The organism is Microbacterium sp. Y832 (genome assembly GCF_057669765.1).
The window spans coordinates 374,771-391,142 of the sequence record NZ_JBYHFM010000004.1 but is presented as its reverse complement, the minus strand read 5'-3'; the positions used below and the strand labels follow the sequence as shown (position 1 = coordinate 391,142).

General features: G+C 70.2%; 15 protein-coding genes. 6 read left to right on the top strand and 9 right to left on the bottom strand.

Features of this window, described 5'->3' with window-relative positions; translation table 11 throughout:
• Positions 1 to 29 precede the first annotated feature (29 nt).
• From AC25YV_RS10440 to AC25YV_RS10415, 6 genes are all read right to left on the bottom strand, one after another.
• Positions 30 to 1,517, bottom strand: coding sequence for a sodium/solute symporter (locus AC25YV_RS10440; RefSeq protein WP_488123772.1), 1,488 nt, complete (start codon positions 1,515 to 1,517; stop codon positions 30 to 32).
• On the bottom strand, positions 1,514 to 1,915 hold the full coding sequence (locus tag AC25YV_RS10435) for a heavy metal transporter (protein ID WP_488123771.1): 402 nt from the start codon (positions 1,913 to 1,915) through the stop codon (positions 1,514 to 1,516). Before AC25YV_RS10435 ends, AC25YV_RS10440 begins: the two co-directional genes overlap by 4 nt.
• Entirely contained in the window at positions 1,912 to 2,631 is a 720-nt protein-coding gene (locus AC25YV_RS10430; RefSeq protein WP_488123770.1) for a LytR/AlgR family response regulator transcription factor, read from the bottom strand. Before AC25YV_RS10430 ends, AC25YV_RS10435 begins: the two co-directional genes overlap by 4 nt.
• A gap of 33 nt (positions 2,632 to 2,664) precedes the next feature.
• A complete protein-coding gene (locus AC25YV_RS10425; protein WP_488123769.1) occupies positions 2,665 to 3,846 on the bottom strand; it encodes a sensor histidine kinase in 1,182 nt (393 codons plus the stop codon).
• 1 nt (position 3,847) lies between these two features.
• Positions 3,848 to 4,081 (bottom strand): YbdD/YjiX family protein, encoded by a 234-nt coding sequence (locus AC25YV_RS10420; protein WP_488123768.1) that lies wholly within the window; start codon positions 4,079 to 4,081, stop codon positions 3,848 to 3,850.
• Positions 4,082 to 4,187: 106 nt separating this feature from the next.
• Positions 4,188 to 6,443 (bottom strand): carbon starvation CstA family protein, encoded by a 2,256-nt coding sequence (locus AC25YV_RS10415; RefSeq protein ID WP_488123767.1) that lies wholly within the window; start codon positions 6,441 to 6,443, stop codon positions 4,188 to 4,190.
• A 207-nt stretch (positions 6,444 to 6,650) separates the two neighbouring features.
• On the opposite strand from AC25YV_RS10415, the gene AC25YV_RS10410 reads away from it, so the two are divergent.
• The 5 genes from AC25YV_RS10410 to AC25YV_RS10390 are packed head-to-tail and all read left to right on the top strand — an operon-like array spanning position 6,651 to position 11,111.
• Positions 6,651 to 6,974, top strand: a complete 324-nt coding sequence (locus tag AC25YV_RS10410; protein WP_488123766.1) for a GNAT family N-acetyltransferase — start codon at positions 6,651 to 6,653, stop codon at positions 6,972 to 6,974.
• Between the two features lies 1 nt (position 6,975).
• Positions 6,976 to 7,980 (top strand): pirin family protein, encoded by a 1,005-nt coding sequence (locus tag AC25YV_RS10405; RefSeq protein WP_488123765.1) that lies wholly within the window; start codon positions 6,976 to 6,978, stop codon positions 7,978 to 7,980.
• A 19-nt stretch (positions 7,981 to 7,999) separates the two neighbouring features.
• On the top strand, positions 8,000 to 8,560 hold the full coding sequence (locus AC25YV_RS10400; protein WP_488123764.1) for an ECF transporter S component: 561 nt from the start codon (positions 8,000 to 8,002) through the stop codon (positions 8,558 to 8,560).
• Positions 8,557 to 10,272, top strand: a complete 1,716-nt coding sequence (locus AC25YV_RS10395) for an ABC transporter ATP-binding protein (protein WP_488123763.1) — start codon at positions 8,557 to 8,559, stop codon at positions 10,270 to 10,272. The genes AC25YV_RS10400 and AC25YV_RS10395 overlap by 4 nt, the downstream gene beginning before the upstream one ends.
• A complete protein-coding gene (locus tag AC25YV_RS10390; protein WP_488123762.1) occupies positions 10,269 to 11,111 on the top strand; it encodes an energy-coupling factor transporter transmembrane component T in 843 nt (280 codons plus the stop codon). Before AC25YV_RS10395 ends, AC25YV_RS10390 begins: the two co-directional genes overlap by 4 nt.
• 9 nt (positions 11,112 to 11,120) lie before the next feature.
• On the opposite strand, the gene AC25YV_RS10385 is transcribed toward AC25YV_RS10390, so the two are convergent.
• Together AC25YV_RS10385 and AC25YV_RS10380 are read right to left on the bottom strand one after the other, a co-directional pair.
• Positions 11,121 to 12,284 carry an acyl-CoA dehydrogenase family protein gene (locus AC25YV_RS10385; RefSeq protein ID WP_488123761.1) on the bottom strand — a complete coding sequence of 388 codons (1,164 nt, stop codon included), beginning with the start codon at positions 12,282 to 12,284 and terminating at the stop codon, positions 11,121 to 11,123.
• A gap of 157 nt (positions 12,285 to 12,441) precedes the next feature.
• Positions 12,442 to 13,662, bottom strand: coding sequence for a M15 family metallopeptidase (locus AC25YV_RS10380; protein WP_488123760.1), 1,221 nt, complete (start codon positions 13,660 to 13,662; stop codon positions 12,442 to 12,444).
• Positions 13,663 to 13,782: 120 nt separating this feature from the next.
• On the opposite strand from AC25YV_RS10380, the gene AC25YV_RS10375 reads away from it, so the two are divergent.
• Positions 13,783 to 14,850, top strand: coding sequence for an Rv2578c family radical SAM protein (locus AC25YV_RS10375; protein ID WP_488123759.1), 1,068 nt, complete (start codon positions 13,783 to 13,785; stop codon positions 14,848 to 14,850).
• A 6-nt stretch (positions 14,851 to 14,856) separates the two neighbouring features.
• Here AC25YV_RS10375 and AC25YV_RS10370 read toward each other — a convergent pair.
• Positions 14,857 to 16,372 (bottom strand): DEAD/DEAH box helicase (locus tag AC25YV_RS10370; protein WP_488123758.1); only part of this gene is annotated, 1,516 nt, incomplete at its 5' end.

The following is a 16,372-nucleotide window of genomic DNA, read 5'->3' as shown; positions in this document are numbered from 1 at the left end:
GTCTGTGCCGACCGGCGGGGGAAGAAGGCTCACCCGTCGAGTCTGCCCGACACGCCGGGCCTGCCGCGCTCCGGAAGGTGCAGCCGTGCGAGATATCGCTCGGTGCGCGTCGGGATCCGTGCGCGATCGGCCAGCGACACCCCGATCGTGAGCACGGCCGCCAGCGGGATCGTCCAGGCCGCCGGCTGCGCGAGCAGCACCGCCGCGAAGCCGGACAGCGGCGCCACCGCCGACACGGCGAGCGCCGCCGCGCACGACACGGCCCCGCCTACCATTCCGGCGACCGCGCCGCGTGCCGTCAGGCGCCGCCACCACACCCCCAGCAGCAGCACAGGGGTCAGGGTGGATGCCGCGAAGATGAACACCGTTCCCACACTCGCCCCGAGACCCGACGGCACCGTCAGCAGTGCGACGGCGAGGGGCACGATGGTGCACAGCACCGCAGAGAAACGGAACGAGCGCACGGAGCCCGAGAAGAGGTCCTGGCTCACAACGCCCGCGATCGATACGACCAGGCCCGACGACGTCGCCAGGAACGCCGCGAACGCACCGGCGACGATGAGCGCCGTGAGCAGTTCGCCGCCGAGGCCGGGAAAGACCCGCGAGGGCAGCGCGAGCACGACGGTGTCGGCGAGACCGGGGACGGCGAGGTCGGGGGCCACGACACGGCCGATGAGGCCCATCGTGCTCGATACCGCGTAGAACGCGCCGATCATCGCGATGACGATGACCGTCGTGCGTCGCGCCGCGACTCCGTCGGGGCTCGTGTAGAACCGCACGAGCACGTGAGGCAGCCCGATCGTGCCGAGCAGGAGCGCGACGAACAGGGACACCGTCGCATAGATGTCGACTCCGGCGGGCCCCACCTCGGCGGGGAACACCAGCGCCGGATCGAACGACGGCTCGCCGTCGGAGAGGGCGATGACGAGGAAGAAGACCGGCAGTGCGAGCGCCGTCAGCTTGAGCCAGTACTGCATCGCCTGCACCGCCGTGACGGCGCGCATCCCGCCCGCCGCGCCGATCCCGGCGACGAGCACAGCCACGAGCACGGCCCCGACCCACGGCTCGACGTCGGCGACGACGCCCAGCACGAGACCCGCGCCGTGCATCTGCGGCACGATGTACAGCCACCCGATGATGAGCACGAGCATGCTCGTGACCCGGCGGGCCCCCAAGGACTGCAGTCGCGCCTGCACGAAGTCGGGGATCGTGTACGCCCCGCTGCGGCGCAGGGGCGCCGCGACGAAGAGCAGCACGAGCAGGTAGCCCGCGGCGTAGCCGATGGGGAACCAGAAACCCTCGGCACCTGACAGCAGCACGATTCCCGCGAGTCCGAGGAACGTGCCCGCAGAAAGGTACTCGCCGCTGATGGCCGAGGCGTTCCAGACGGGGCGCACACTGCGGGATGCGACGAAGAAGTCGCTCGTGGTGCGACTGATGCGCAGCCCTGCGACACCGAGTGCGACCGTGACGGCGACCAGCAGCGCGATCGCGACGAGGTCGAACACGGGATTCACGGTTCGCCCCGGGACTCCGCCGACGAGCGGGACAGCTCGCGGTAGCGCCGTTCGTTGCCGCTGGCCCCCACGGCGTAGATGACCGCGAAGACGAGGATGAGCGGGTAGTACCCGTACGCCTGCAGGAGCCACGACAGGGGAACCCCGGCGACGACGGGGTCGTGCAACCGCGCGACGAGGAAGATCACGGCGGTGAGCGCCCCCGCGAAGAGGAAGAAGCCGATCAGGCAGCCCAGGGCGAGTCGCAGCTGACCGCGCACGAGCGAACGCTCGAACACGGTGCCGGCTTCGCGCACGGGAGCACCCGGCAGCGCGATGCCCCGCGTCGGCACGGCGGCATCCGGAATGCCCGAGACCCGCACGCGGGCGCGCGGGTCAGAGGGTTCCGCACCGGTCACGGCTCGGCTCTCGTGAAGGCCTCACGCACCGACGGCAGCAGGCGTCTGCTCACCGGCAGCTCGATCTCGGCGAGCACGACGGTCGGCGGCGTCGCCGCCAGACGCAGCTGCACGACGGCCTCCTTGTGCACGAGGTATGAACGGTGCACGCGCACGAAGCCGGCGTCGGCCCAGCGCTCCTCGAGTTCGGAGATGGGTGTGCGCACGTGGTGCCCTTCGGTCGCTGTCCACAGCCGGGAGTAATCCCCCTGCGCGTGCACCCACCGGACGTCGCTGCGGCGAAGCATCCGCACGTTCTGGCCGATCGTGACCGGGATCAGCTCGTCCCTGCCCGGGGCCCCGGAATCCTCGGTCGCCGCAGCGACGACCCGGTCGACCGCGCGGCGGAGCCGCTCGACCCGCACGGGTTTGAGCACGTAGTCGACGGCCCGCACGTCGAAGGCCTCGACAGCACCTGCGTCGTCCGCCGTGACGAAGACGACGGCGGGCCGCGTGGGTGACGACGAGAGCACGCGCGCGAGCTCCAAGCCGGTCAGCCCGGGCATATGGATATCGAGGAAGGCGCCGTCGACGCGATGCGCATCGAGCAGTCGGAGCGCTTCTGCTCCGTTCGAGGCGGCGTGCACGGTGCCGATCCGCGCATCCCGGCGCAGGAGCGCGACGAGTTCGGCCAGCGCCGGCGGCTCGTCGTCGGCGACGAGCACCTCGATCGTCATGCGCGTGCCCCTTCCCGGCAGGTGCGGTCCAGGCTAGGTCACTTCAGGGTCGTTGAGGGGCTGGGACCGCGGAATACGCAGGCGCACGAGCATGCCGGCCCCCGGGTTCGTCTCGACGATGAGTCCACCGGTCGGACCGTACAGCTGGCGCAGGCGCGTATCCACGTTGCGCAGGCCGATGTGGGCTGACGACGCCGCTCCAGCGAGCAGGGATGCCGCCGCCGCAGGGTCCATCCCGACACCGTCGTCGTCGATCGTGATCTCGGTGTGCGTTCCGTCGTCGTGCGCGGTGATCGTGATGATCCCGCCGCACTCGCCGGGTTCGAGTCCGTGGCGCACGGCGTTCTCGACGAGCGGCTGCACCGAGAGGAACGGGATGACGGTGGACAGCGTCTCGGGCGAGACCTGCAGCCGCACCGTCAGGCGCTCGCCGAAGCGGGCGCGCTCGAGCTCGAGATACGAGTGGATGCTGCCGAGCTCTTCGGACAGCGTCGTGAACTCCCCCTGCCGGCGGAACGAGTACCGCGTGAAGTCGGCGAAATCCAGCACGAGCTCGCGGGCCCGCGGCGGGTCGGTGCTGATGAACGACGCGATCGCCGTCAGCGCGTTGTAGATGAAGTGAGGGCTGATCTGCGCACGGAGCGCGCGCAGCTGCGCCTCGGCGAGCGCCGTGCGCGAGGCTTCGAGCTCGCCGAGCGCGAGCTGCGCGGCGCACCACGCGGCGACCTCGCCCGTCGCGCGCACGAGCGGTGCGCGCACGTGCTCCGAGAAGGCGACGACGGCGCCCCACGCGTTGCCGTCGATGATGATGGGCGCACCGACGGCTTCGAGCTCACCCGAACGGCGACGGGGAAAGACCTGGCGGCGCCCGGTCTGCCGAGCCCGCTCGGCGACGCGGGCGGCAGAGGCCCGCAGGGCGTCGGACGCGCCGTCGAGGGCCACGTCTCCGTCCGGCCCCACGATCGCGACGGCCTGAGCGCGCAGAAGTGCGCGCAGCTGCTTCGCGGCCCGGGCGCGATCGGGAGCCTCGCCCGTGCTACGCAGCGCAGCGGCGGCGAGCGCGGCGAGATGCAGCGTGCGGTACTCCGCGCCTTCCGCATCGCTGCCGAGATCGCGCGAACCGCCGGCGACGCGGCGCAGCAGGCCCAGCGCGAGAATGAGGGCGGCCCCGAGCACGACGCCGATCGCTCCGGCGACGATGACGGGGTCGAGCACGTCAGCAGCAGCGAGCGCCGGGATTGCGGTCCTGCTCGGCCATCCTCTGACGCCAGAACTCGCGTTCGCTCATCGGCTCGGTGTCGTGATGCGCGTGGTGATGGCTGAGGTAGGCGTCGTAGGCCCGGTCACCCATGAGGTTCGTGATGTACCAGCGCACGCTGCGCCCGGCGCGCTGCACGCCGGCCCACAGGCCCTTGGGCAGCGCAGTGGCTGCGGCATCCGTCGGAGTCATCAGACCCTCCCGTCATCGTGCGCAGTAGCGAGCGTAATGGACGCATCCTGGTCCGGACAGAGCGGGGTGCCGCGCAGAGGAGTCTGCGCTGCACCCCGGCTCTTGGTCAGTGTCCCGAGCGCGGGCGTGCGCCGTCGACGGGGGCGACCGTGGCCCACTCCTTCTCGATCGCCCGCTCGGTCTTGGTGGCGATGAAGCCCGACGGAGCGAAGCGACGCGACGGCACGTATTCGTCTTCGTTCTCGTCCCCTCCCCCGCGGATGACCGCGCGGACCGTCACGATGATCGACATCACCATCACCACGATGGCGAGCACGACGAAGATGATCGACAGGGTGCCCTGGACGGCCGTGTTGCGGATGACCGCCTCGAGCACCTCGGGGGCGCCGAGCGAATCGTCTCCGGCCGCGAGCGCGTCGCGGTAGCGGATGTGATTCGCCCAGTAGCCGATGGCCGGGACGGGCGAGAAGATCTTGTACATCGACGCCGTGATGGTGATGACCGCCGTGAACGCGAGCGGCGCGGCGACGATCCACAGCCACTTCGCGTAGCTCTTGCCGCGCTTGGCGACGATCGCCATGACGACCGCGAGCGCGATCGCTGCGAGCAGCTGGTTGGCGATGCCGAAGAGCGGGAAGAAGGTGTTGATCCCGCCGAGCGGGTCGGTGACACCCAGGATGAGGATGGCGCCCCAGCCGGCGACCATGATGGCCGTCGCGATCCAGACCCCCGGACGCCACGAGACGTCACGGAACTTCGGGATGAAGGTCCCGATCGAGTCCTGCAGCATGAAACGCGCGACCCGGGTGCCTGCGTCGACGGCCGTGAGGATGAACAGCGCCTCGAACATGATCGCGAAGTGGTACCAGAACGCCATGAGCGCTCCGCCGTCGAGCGAGCTCATGATGTGGGCGATGCCGAGCGCCAAGGTCGGGGCGCCACCGGTGCGCGAGACGACGCTCGGTTCACCGACGGCCGCGGCTGTCGAGTTGAGCAGCTCGGGCGTGATGCTCACTCCCTGAAGGCCGAGGTTGTTGACGAACGCGACGGCGCCCTCGACGGTTCCGCCCGTCACAGCGGCGGGCGAGTTCATCGCGAAGTAGATGCCCTGGTCGATCGAGATCGCCGCGACGAGCGCCATGATGGCGACGAAGGACTCCATGAGCATGCCGCCGTACCCGATGAAGCGCGTCTGGCGCTCCTTCTCGATGAGCTTCGGGGTCGTGCCGGATGCGATGAGGGCGTGGAAGCCGGATAGCGCACCGCACGCGATCGTGACGAAGAGGAAGGGGAACAGTGGCCCCGCCCACACCGGCCCGAGGCCCGTCTCGGCGAAGACCGTGAACGCCGGCACCGAGATCTCGGGACGCACGAGCACGATGGCGCCCGCGAGCATGACGATGACGCCGATCTTCATGAACGTCGACAGGTAGTCGCGCGGCGCGAGCAGCAGCCAGACGGGCAGGACGGCCGCGACGAAGCCGTAGATGATGATGCCCCATGCAATCGTCGTGCGATCCAGCGTGAAGGCGGCCGCACCCCATTCGGTGTCGGCGATCCACCCGCCCGCCACGATGGCGAGCATGAGCAGGACGAAGCCGATGATCGAGATCTCGGTGATGCGCCCCGGGCGGATCCAGCGCAGGTAGCAACCCATGAACAGCGCGATGGGGATCGTCATCGAGACGCTGAAGACACCCCACGGGCTCTCGCCGAGGGCGTTGACCACGACGAGCGCGAGGATCGCGACGATGATGATCATGATCAGGAGCGAAGCGATGATCGCCGCCGTGCCGCCGATGCGTCCCAGCTGGTCACGGGCCATCTGGCCGATCGAGCGGCCGCCGCGGCGCATCGAGAAGAACAGCACGAGGTAGTCCTGCACGGCACCGGCGAAGATCACGCCGATGATGATCCAGATCGTGCCGGGGAGGAAGCCCATCTGAGCCGCCAGGACGGGGCCGACGAGGGGCCCGGCGCCGGCGATCGCGGCGAAGTGGTGGCCGTAGAGCACGCGGCGGTCGGTCGGGACGTAGTCCTTGCCGTCCTGCTTGCGCTCCGCGGGCGTCGCGCGGGTGTCGTCGGGCCGCGTGATGTACTTCTCGATCACCTTCGAGTAGAAGCGGTACCCGATGAGGTAGGTGCAGACGGCAGCGAAGACGAACCAGATCGCATTGACGGTCTCACCCCGCACGATCGCGAGCATGACCCAGGCGAGTCCGCCCAGGAGCGAAATCCCGACCCAGAGCAGGATCTTCGGGAGCGTCCACTTCGCCTCGCGCCTGCGCTCGGCTTCGGGGACCTCGACGGGGGGAAGAACGGCAGCGGCGCCACCCTTCCGGGGACGGGACTGTGATGTCATGGCAACTCCAAGATCCGCGCGACTCTGTGCGTGAAGACACGCTAGGCCGGGCATCCGCCCGTCGGGTCGTCGTGCCGGTCCGGATGCGACGAACGGCGCCAACCGAGCGACGAGCGGTGCCGTGATCGCGGGACGGAGCGCAGAGGGTCGCCAAACGTGCCACGCCCGCATACGTTGGGATCACGCGCCCCCGATGAGAGGACCGGCATGACCACCGACCTGCCCGACCTGACCCAGGAACCGACCGTGACGCGCGACGACGCGCAGAGCAGATATGAAGTGCACGTCGGCAATGTGCTCGCCGGCTTCACCGAGTTCCGCACCGACGCGCGCGGGCGCGTTGTGTTCCCGCACACCGAGATCGACCCGGCCTTCCGCGGCAAGGGTCTGGCCGGCGCGCTCATCGGCGAGGCGATGGCCGACAGCGCCGCACGCGGCGACACCGTCGTTCCGCTGTGCCCGGCCGTGGCCAAGTACGTGCGTGCGAACGAGATCGACGGCCTCACGCTGGCGTGGCCGAACAACGCCTGACATGACCCGGCACGACGAGGCGGGGCTGCTGCGCGACGAGGCACCGCAGCTGGCCGGCGCTGCGGTGTGCGACGGCCCGCGTGCCGTCCGCATCGAACCCCGCGACGTGCCGCTGGGCGGTGTGCGTGCGATGCACGTGCGCCGGCTGCTGCCGCACCGCGACCTGCCGATGGTGGGGGCCTGGTGCTTCCTGGACCGCTTCGGCCAGCAGAGCGTGAAGATGCGGCTCGAGCCGCACCCGCACATCGGCCTGCAGACGGTCACGTGGCCGCTCGTCGGCGAAGTGCACCACCGCGACTCGGTCGGCAGCGACGTCGAGATCGGACGCGGCGCCCTCAACATCATGACCAGCGGCGCCGGGATCTCGCACTCCGAGTACTCCGTCGGCGACGGCCCGATCGCGCTGGATGCGCTGCAGCTGTGGGTCGCGCTGCCCGAGAGCAGGCGCCACGGCGCCCCCGGATTCGAGCGCCACGTCGACCTTCCCCGCGTCGAGCTCGCCGGCACATCGGCAGACGCACCCGCGGGTACGGCATGCGTCGTCGTGGGAACCTTCGCGGGAGCGACATCACCCGCGACGATGCACACCCCCATCGTCGGAGCCGAGATCGACCTGCCTCCCGGCGCACGCGTGCGACTGCCGCTGGATGCCGCGTGGGAGCACGCCGTGGTGGGCGTGGACGGCGAGGTGACCCTGCATGCAGAGGGGGAGACGCCGCCCGTCGCCGCCGACGAGCTGCTGTACCTCGGCGTCCGCCGCGAGTCGATCGAGGTGTCGACCGAGGCCGGTGCGCGGATCTTCCTGCTCGGCGGTGAGCCATTCGAAGACGAGATCATCATGTGGTGGAACTTCGTCGGCCGCGCACACGAAGAGATCGCCGAGGCTCGTGAGGACTGGGAAGCCGGCTCCGCCCGCTTCGGCCATGTCGTCGGGCACGGCGACGAGCGCATCCCGGCCCCGCCCATGCCGGCGGTGCGGCTCACCCGCCGTCGTCGGCGGATGTGACGCGGACTACGATCGAACCGTGGCCCGAACCCCGCTGTTGTCGACTCGCGCGCTGCTCGTCTGCGCGGCGATCGGCGTCGCGACGGGACTGCTCGGCGGCATCGCCGGCTGGGTGACCGTCCCCCTGCTCGCGGCGCTCCCCCAGGTGTACGGACTCGTGCTGGGTGTGCATGTCCTTCCCGGCATCATCGCGCAGGAATCGCTGCGCCTCCCCTGGGTCGCCCTGACCACTCACCTGCTCGCGGCGCTCGTGTCGTGCGCCATCGCTCCGCCGTACGCGATGCAGTTCCTCGGCACGGCGATCCTCTTCGGCGGCATCCAGGAGCTCGTCGCCGCCCTCGTGCGCTACCGCTCGTGGGCGCCGTGGCGGTTCTTCGTCTCGGCGATCTTCATCGGATTCGTCGTCGCCGCCGCGGTCTTCTTCGCCGCGAACATCGGGACGATGGCGCTGTGGGCGCAGATCCTCTACCTCGCCGTATCGGTGCTCGGTCCCATCGCCTGGACGGCCGTCGGCCTCGCCATCGGCGCGGGCCTGCGCCGGGCCGGCGTCGGCCACCGCGGCGGCACGCGGACGACGTGACCGCCGCACCCCTCGTGCGCGTGCGCGATCTCGCCATCCGGCACGAGGGTGCGGACATCGCGCTACCCGCGTCCGCGTCGTTCGACATCGACCGCGGTGAGGTCGTGCTGCTGCTGGGCCCGAGCGGATCGGGCAAGTCGACCCTGACGCTCGCCCTCAATGGCCTCATTCCGCACGCCGTGCCGGCCGACCTCAGCGGGGACGTCGAGGTCGCCGGACGGCCGACGACCGAGGCGACGGTGGCCGAGCTCAGCACGCACGTCGGGATGGTCTTCCAAGACCCGGACGCGCAGCTGGTCACGGGAACGCTGCTCGACGAAGTCGCCTTCGGACCCGAGAATCTGCGGATGCCGGTGGGCGAAGTGCTCGCGCGCGCCGAAGACGCGCTGCGCCGGGTCGGCCTCTGGGAGCGGCGCACCGAGAACCCCGACAAGCTCTCCGGCGGCGGTCGGCAGCGCCTCGCGATCGCGTGCGCGCTGGCGATGGGATCGCCCCTGCTCGTGCTCGACGAGCCGACCGCCAACCTCGATCCGCGCGGGATCGAGGAGGTCTATGCGGCGCTGGACGAACTCGTCGCCGCCGGTGATCGCGCGATCCTGCTCGTCGAGCACAACCTCGACGCCGCCGTCGGGTTCGTCGACCGCGTCATCGTGCTCGACCATGACGGTCGCGTCGTCGCCGACGGATCGGTCGACGCCGTGCTGCGCGACCGCGCCGACGATCTGCACGAGATGGGCGTCTGGCTGCCCGTCTCGGCGCTCGCGGCCCTGCGGCTGCGTCGCGCAGGGTACGAGCTCGACCCATTGCCGCTGACGCCCGCCGAACTCCACGCAGCGCTCGAGGCTGCCGACGGGCCGCACGTGCCGGTCGCCGAGCCGGCGCCTCCGGTCGCTGCGCGCGAGGGCGCGGGCCTCATCCGGGTGCGGGGGCTGTCGGTGCGACGCGGGCGCACCGAGGTGCTGCACGGGGTCGATCTCGACGTCGGGGCAGGAGACTTCGTCGCCATCGTCGGCGCGAACGGCGCGGGCAAGACGACGCTGCTGCAGGCGATCGCCGGTGTCGTGCCGCCCCCGCGGGGCACCGTGCGAATCGGCGACCTCGACGTCGCACGCGCCGACCCGCGCTCGCTGTCGTCACACGTCGGTTTCGTCTTCCAGAACCCCGAGCACCAGTTCATCGCGCACACCGTGTACGACGAGATCGCACACGGCCTGCGCCTGCGACGCGTGCCCGACCACGAAGTGCGCGAGCGCACCACTCGCCTGCTCGAACGGTTCGGCCTCGCCGACCGGGCAGGAACCCACCCCTTCCTCCTGTCGGGCGGGCAGAAGCGCCGTCTCTCGGTCGGCACCGCGCTCGTGGCCGGCGCCCCCGTCCTTGCGCTGGACGAACCCACCTTCGGGCAGGATCGTGCCCGCGCCGATGAGCTGCTCGGTCTGCTGCGCGAACTCAACGCCGACGGCACGACGATCCTCGTCGTGACCCACGACATGCAGCTGGTCACCGAGTACGCCGACCGCACGGTCGTCGTCGGCGACGGCGGGATCCTGCGGGCAGGACCCACGGCCGACATCTTCGCCGACGACGAGCTGCTCGAACGCGCAGGTCTGCGCCCGCCGCCCCTGCGCCGAGCGCTGCGCGGTCTCACGCGGCATCCCGAGCTCTCACGCATCACGCGGCTGGCCGACCTTCCGGCCGGGAGCACGTCATGAGCGCGACCGGTCCCATCCTCACGGTCGCCCCGAGCGGCCGAGCCGACCCGTACGCCGAACAGGTCACCGCCTCGCCCGTGCGGTTCCTCTACGGCCTCAATCCGCTCGCGAAGCTCATCGCCCCCCTGCCGGTCATCGCCGTGCTCATCTTCGTGCGCGACCTCGCGACGCCGGCGGCCTTCCTCGTGCTCGCCTACGCCCTGCTGCTCATCGGGGTGCGCTTCACCCCGCGCCTGGTCGGCATGCTCGCACTGGCGATCCCCGTCGCGGCCCTCGCGCTGTCACTCGGGTTCGCGGTGTGGACCGACCCCGCGCTCGTCTCGGACACCCCCGTCGCCTGGCGGATCGGCGACTGGACGCTGTATGAAGGCGCCCTCGTCATCGGTGTCGGAACAGGGCTGCGGCTCGCCGCGATCATCGCGCTCACGCTGCTCGCGGGCCTGTCCACGGCAGGGCCCGACTTCGTGCGGGCGAGCGTTCAGCAGCTGCATGTGCCGTACCGCATCGGCTACACCGCGCTCGCAGCCTTCCGCTTCGTGCCGCGCTTCGGGCACGAGCTCGACGTGATCCGGCAGGCCCACCGCGTGCGCGGGGCACACGGTGGGCGCGGCCCGTTCGCGGCGCTCGCGCGCTGGTTCGGCTACGTCGTGCCGCTCTTGGCCGGAGGCATCCGGCACGCCGAGCGTGTCGCCCTCGCGATGGATGCCCGCGCCTTCGGCGCGCACCGCGACCGCACCGAACGGCACCTCGTGCCGTGGCGCACGCGCGATACCGTCTTCGTCGTGCTGTTCTGGGTGGTCTCGGCGGCGCTCTTCGTCGGCGCCGCCGAGCTCACATAGCGGTACGACTCAGCGCTTGCCGGCGAGGGGGCGCGAGACGATGTCGCGCATGATCTCGTTCGTGCCGCCGTAGATGCGGTGGACGCGCGCGTCGAGGAACGCCCGGGCGATCGGGTACTCGGTGATGTAGCCGTAGCCGCCGAAGAGCTGCACGCACGTGTCGAGCACCTCCCACTCGCGCTCGGTCGCCCAGAACTTGACTTTCGCGGCCTCTTCGGGAGAGAGCTTGCCGTCCTTGTAGGCCAGCAGCGCGCGGTCGATGTACGCCCACAGCGCGTCGACCGTCGTCGCGACGTCGGCGATGCGGAACCGCGTGTTCTGGAAGTCGATGATGCGCTCGCCGAACGCCTCGCGCTCCTTCGTGTACTCGAGGGTCCACGTGAGGGCAGCGGCCGCAGCGGCTGCGCCGGCGACCCCGATCGACAGGCGCTCGAGCGGCAGGTTCATCATGAGCTGCACGAAGCCCATGCCTTCCTTGCCGCCGATGAGGTTCGCCTCGGGCACGAAGACGTCGCTGAACGAGAGCTCGGCGGTGTCGTGGCCGTGAAAGCCCATCTTCTGCAGCTTCTTGCCGTGCTCGAAGCCCTCCATGCCGCTCTCGATGATGACGAGGCTGAACGCGTCAGGGCGGTTTCCCTCGCCGGTCTTGACGAAGGTCACGACGATGTCGGCGGTCTTGCCCGACGAGATGAACGTCTTGGCGCCGTTGACGATGTAGCCGCCCTCGACCTTCTTCGCCGTGGTCTTGATGCCGCGCAGGTCAGAGCCGGCGCCGGGCTCGGTCATCGCCAGCGCGCCGAGGACCTCACCGGTAGCCATGCCCGGAAGCCACTTCGCCTTCTGCTCCTGCGTGCCCATGTGCACGAGGTAGGGCACGGCGAGGTCGTCCTGGATGCCGAATGCTCCGGCGAGCGATCCCGCACCGGCGGCGATGATCTCTTCGTTGACGACGGCGCGGAAGCGGTAGTCCTGCAGCATGCCGGCGCCGCCGAACTCGTCAGGCACCGAGAGACCGATGATGCCGGCGTCGCCCGCCGCGCGCATCGTGTCGCGGTCGATCTCGCCCGCGACATCCCACCGCTCGATCGCGTCGTTCGTGACGAAGCGCTTGACGAACTCCTTCACGACGTCGCGGAATGCCTCGTGGTCCTCGTCGTAGATGTCGCGTTCCATGAGCTGCGTCCTTTCGTGAGCCGAAGCGGCGGGCCTCACAGACCTCTTCGCCGCAGGCGAGTCTAGCCGCGGCATCCGCGGTCAGGCCATCGTTGTGAGATCGCATCCCATGTTCCGCGGTACTCGGTACCGGGATTTGTCGGATGCCTCCACCCGGTCAGTGCTGGTGATCGTAATGCGGCGCGGGCGGGAGTCCGAAGAACTCTTCGAGCGTGCGCCAGCCGCCCTCGTGGTACTCGCGGGCCAGCTCCACGCCGATGTAGCGCAGGTGCCACGGCTCGGAAAGGTACCCCGTGACCTCGGTGCCGCCCTCTTCGTAGCGGACGACCCAGCCGTACTGCCACCCGTTCGCCGCGATCCATGTGCCCTGGGGCGTCGCGGCGAGATCGTCGATCGTGGCACAGGTCTCGGCGCACGGCACGACGTCGGCCGCAAGACCGGACTGGTGCTCGCTGTAGCCCGGGCGCGCGCTCACGAGGTCGGCCTGGTCACCGCCGCGCACACGCGCGTGGTGCTCGTACGTCGAGACCTGCGTCATGTACGAGCGGTAGGCGCTGCCGACGGCGATCTCTCCCGCGCCCGCGGCGATCGAGGCTGCCGCCATGCGGGCCATCGCGTCAGCCGCATCGGCCCGCAGTTCGCCGCCGCCGAGGTCGCGCATGCCCGGGGGCACCGCCAGGTCGTCGGGCGCATAGTCGATGGGCACGAACGGCCGCGCCTTGTCAACGACCAGCCACGTGCGGGCGGGGTCGTCGAGGCGGATGCAGGGCGCGAGGCCCGATGCGACGGCATCGCGGAACACCGTGGGCCCGCCGGCGGCGGCGATCGTCGCGGATTCGTTGCCGGCCTCGAGCGCCGCGAGAACGACGGGGTCGCTGCACGGGTCCGGAAGATCGCGCACGACGACAGAGGACTCACCGGGCGCGAAGGCCTCGGCCGTCAGCGGCGGTGCGCCGAGGCCGGGGCGAGCCTCGATGCGCACTTCGCCGAGCGTGTCCGCGACGACCTCTTCGGCGACGATCGCGACCGGCTCCGGCACGAGCGCACCGGTGACCGCCGAGGTCGAGCCGACGACGATGAGACTCGCGACCGTGAGCGCCATGCCGACCGAGGCGTGCACGACGCGGTTCGCACGCGCATGACGGATCGGGGCGCGGCGGCGCCAGCCGCCCAGCAGAGGCGCGGGTCGTGCGGCTACCGGGGGCATGTCCGGCAGGGGCTTCTTGAAGATCGCGGGCGTGCGCGGTGAATCGGATGCCTCCGCCTGCGCTTCGCGCAGCGCCCGACGTGTGCGCGGAGCACTGCCGGGCACCCCGGCGTCATCGCCGGCCGCGTGCGCGGCGCGATGCATCGGGGGGGTCTGTTCGGGATCGGGCACCGCGTCCCATTCTGTCCCGCCAGGGGTTCGAAGGCCAGTCGTCGCGTCGGACGACGTCAGTCTTCGAAGAAGACCGCACTACCGGTTGACATACTTTCGTAGATCTGTTCCCATGGTGGCATGCGATGGCAGGGGCAGGAACTCGGAGTGCCGGATCCCGCGGCTCTTCCGGGCCTCGAGCATCTCAACGGTCTCGTCCGGTCCGTGACGACGCCCGAGTTCGCCGACATGACGTTCCATGAGGTTCTCTGCAAGAGCGCCCTGAACCATGTGCCGGGCTCGTCGGCGATGCCGTTCGACTGGACCATCAACCCCTATCGGGGCTGCAGCCATGCCTGCAGTTACTGCTTCGCCCGCGGCACGCACGAGTACCTCGAGTTCGACCCGGGGCGCGACTTCGACTCTCAGATCGTCGTCAAGGTCAATGTCGCCGAGGTGCTGCGGCGAGAACTCGCGCGCGGTTCATGGGGGCGCGAGCCCGTTGCACTGGGAACCAATACCGACCCATACCAGCGCGCCGAGGGCAGGTATCGCCTCATGCCCGGGATCATCTCGGCGCTGACGGATTCAGGTACGCCGTTCTCGGTGCTCACGAAGGGCACTCTGCTGCGCCGAGACCTGCCGCTGCTGGCCGAGGCGGCGGCATCGGTCGATGTGTCGATCGCGATGTCGATCGCCGTCTTCGACGATTCTCTGCAGCGCAGCCTCGAGCCCGGCACGCCGTCGGCGACGGCGCGACTCGAGACGGTGCGCGCCGCGACCGCCGCGGGATTCCGCGTCACGGTGTTCCTCATGCCGATCCTGCCGCACCTCACCGACTCGGTCGCGGCGATCGACGAGGCACTGCGACGCATAAAGCACGCCGGCGCCGCACGGGTCGTCTTCGGCGCGCTGCACCTGCGGCCCGGCGCCAAGCAGTGGTACTTCCGATGGCTCGAGCACGAGCATCCGGATCTCGTGTCGGCGTATCGCGGGTTGTATCCAGGAGCATCGACGACCGCGCCGAAGGCCTATCGCACGTGGCTCGCCAAGCGCGTGCGTCCCCTGATGCGCGTGCACGGCCTCGACGGGCACGACGAAGAAGCCGCGCCGAGAAGGCCCTCGCCGTCGGCGGCGGCCACACGGTCACGAGTCTTCACGACGACCCGTGGCCGTGCAGCCGAAGCCGCGCCGGCGATGCTCTTCTGACCGGCCTCAGGCGACCGGGTTCAGCTGCCGGCCGGAGATCTCCTCGAGAAGATCGTCACCCAGGCGCACCTCGTCGAAAGGCGCCTCGATCTCGGCCCGGTCGAGCAGTTCGGTCATGCGACGGCGGCGCTGACGGGTGATGAGCGTCACGACGTTGCCGGCACGACCCGCACGACCGGTACGGCCCGAGCGATGCAGGTACGTCTTGTACTCGTCCGGCGGATCGGCCTGCACGACGAGATCGATGTCGTCGACGTGGATGCCGCGTGCGGCGACGTCGGTCGCGACGAGCACATTGACACGGCCCGACGTGAGCCGGTGAAGATTGCGCGTGCGCTTGGCCTGGTTGAGGTCACCGTGCAGCGCGACAGCGCTGATGCCCGCATCGTCGAACTGCTCGGCCAGCATCTCGGCGTACGCGCGGGTGCGCGCGAACACGAGCGTCTTGCCCTCGCGGTCGACCAGCGAGGTGAGGATCTCGGCCTTGTCGCGCTGGTCGATGAGCAGCACACGGTGGTCGATCGTCGAGGACTCCTGGTCCTCACCGGCGACCTCGTGCACCGCCGGCTCGACGAGGAACTCGTCGACGAGCGCAGCGACTTCGCGATCGAGGGTCGCCGAATACAGCAGCTTCTGGCTGCCCTCGGCCGTGTGGCGCAGGATCCGCTGCACGGGTTCGAGGAACCCGAGCTCGCACATGTGATCGGCCTCGTCGAGCACCGCGATCGCGATGTCGGACAGATCGAGCTTGCCCTGATTGACGAGGTCCTCGATGCGACCGGGGGTGCCGATCACGATGTCGACGCCCTTGCGGAGCGCGCCGACCTGACGCGCCTGGGGCACACCGCCGTAGATCTGCGTCGTGAACAGGCCCACACTGCGAGCGATCGGCTGGATCGTACGGTCGATCTGCAGCGCGAGCTCGCGAGTGGGCGCGAGGATGAGCGCCCTCGGCGCGCGGGCGAACTCGCGACGCTTGCCGGACTGGCTGCGCAGCACGCTCTCGACCAGCGGCGCACCGAAGGCGATCGTCTTGCCCGAGCCCGTGCGTCCGCGTGCGAGCACGTCGCGACCCTCGATGACGGCGGGGATCGTGGCGGCCTGAATCGGGAAAGGGCGCGGGGCGCCCAATTCGGCGAGGACGCGGACGATGTTCTCACCCAGTCCGAGATCTCCGAACGTCACATCGGTGACGTCACCGGCCTGCACGGCCTGGGCCTGCAGACGCTCGTGCACGACATCGACGCGCTGCTCGTCACGCGCGGGCTTGGCCGTCCAGTCCGAGCGACCGGGGCGGTTGTCGTCGCTGCGGCGCGGACGATCGTCGCGGCGGTCCGTGCGCGGCGCGGGGCGACCCGCGTCGCGGCCGCCGAAGCCGCGGTCGGACGAACGCGTACGGTCCTGCGACCGGTGCGGTGCCCGGTCGTTCGACTCACGGCGAGGGGCGCGGTCATCACGATCGAAACGAGGACGCTCACCCGAATCACGACGAGGGGCACGGTCATCACGATCAAAACGAGGA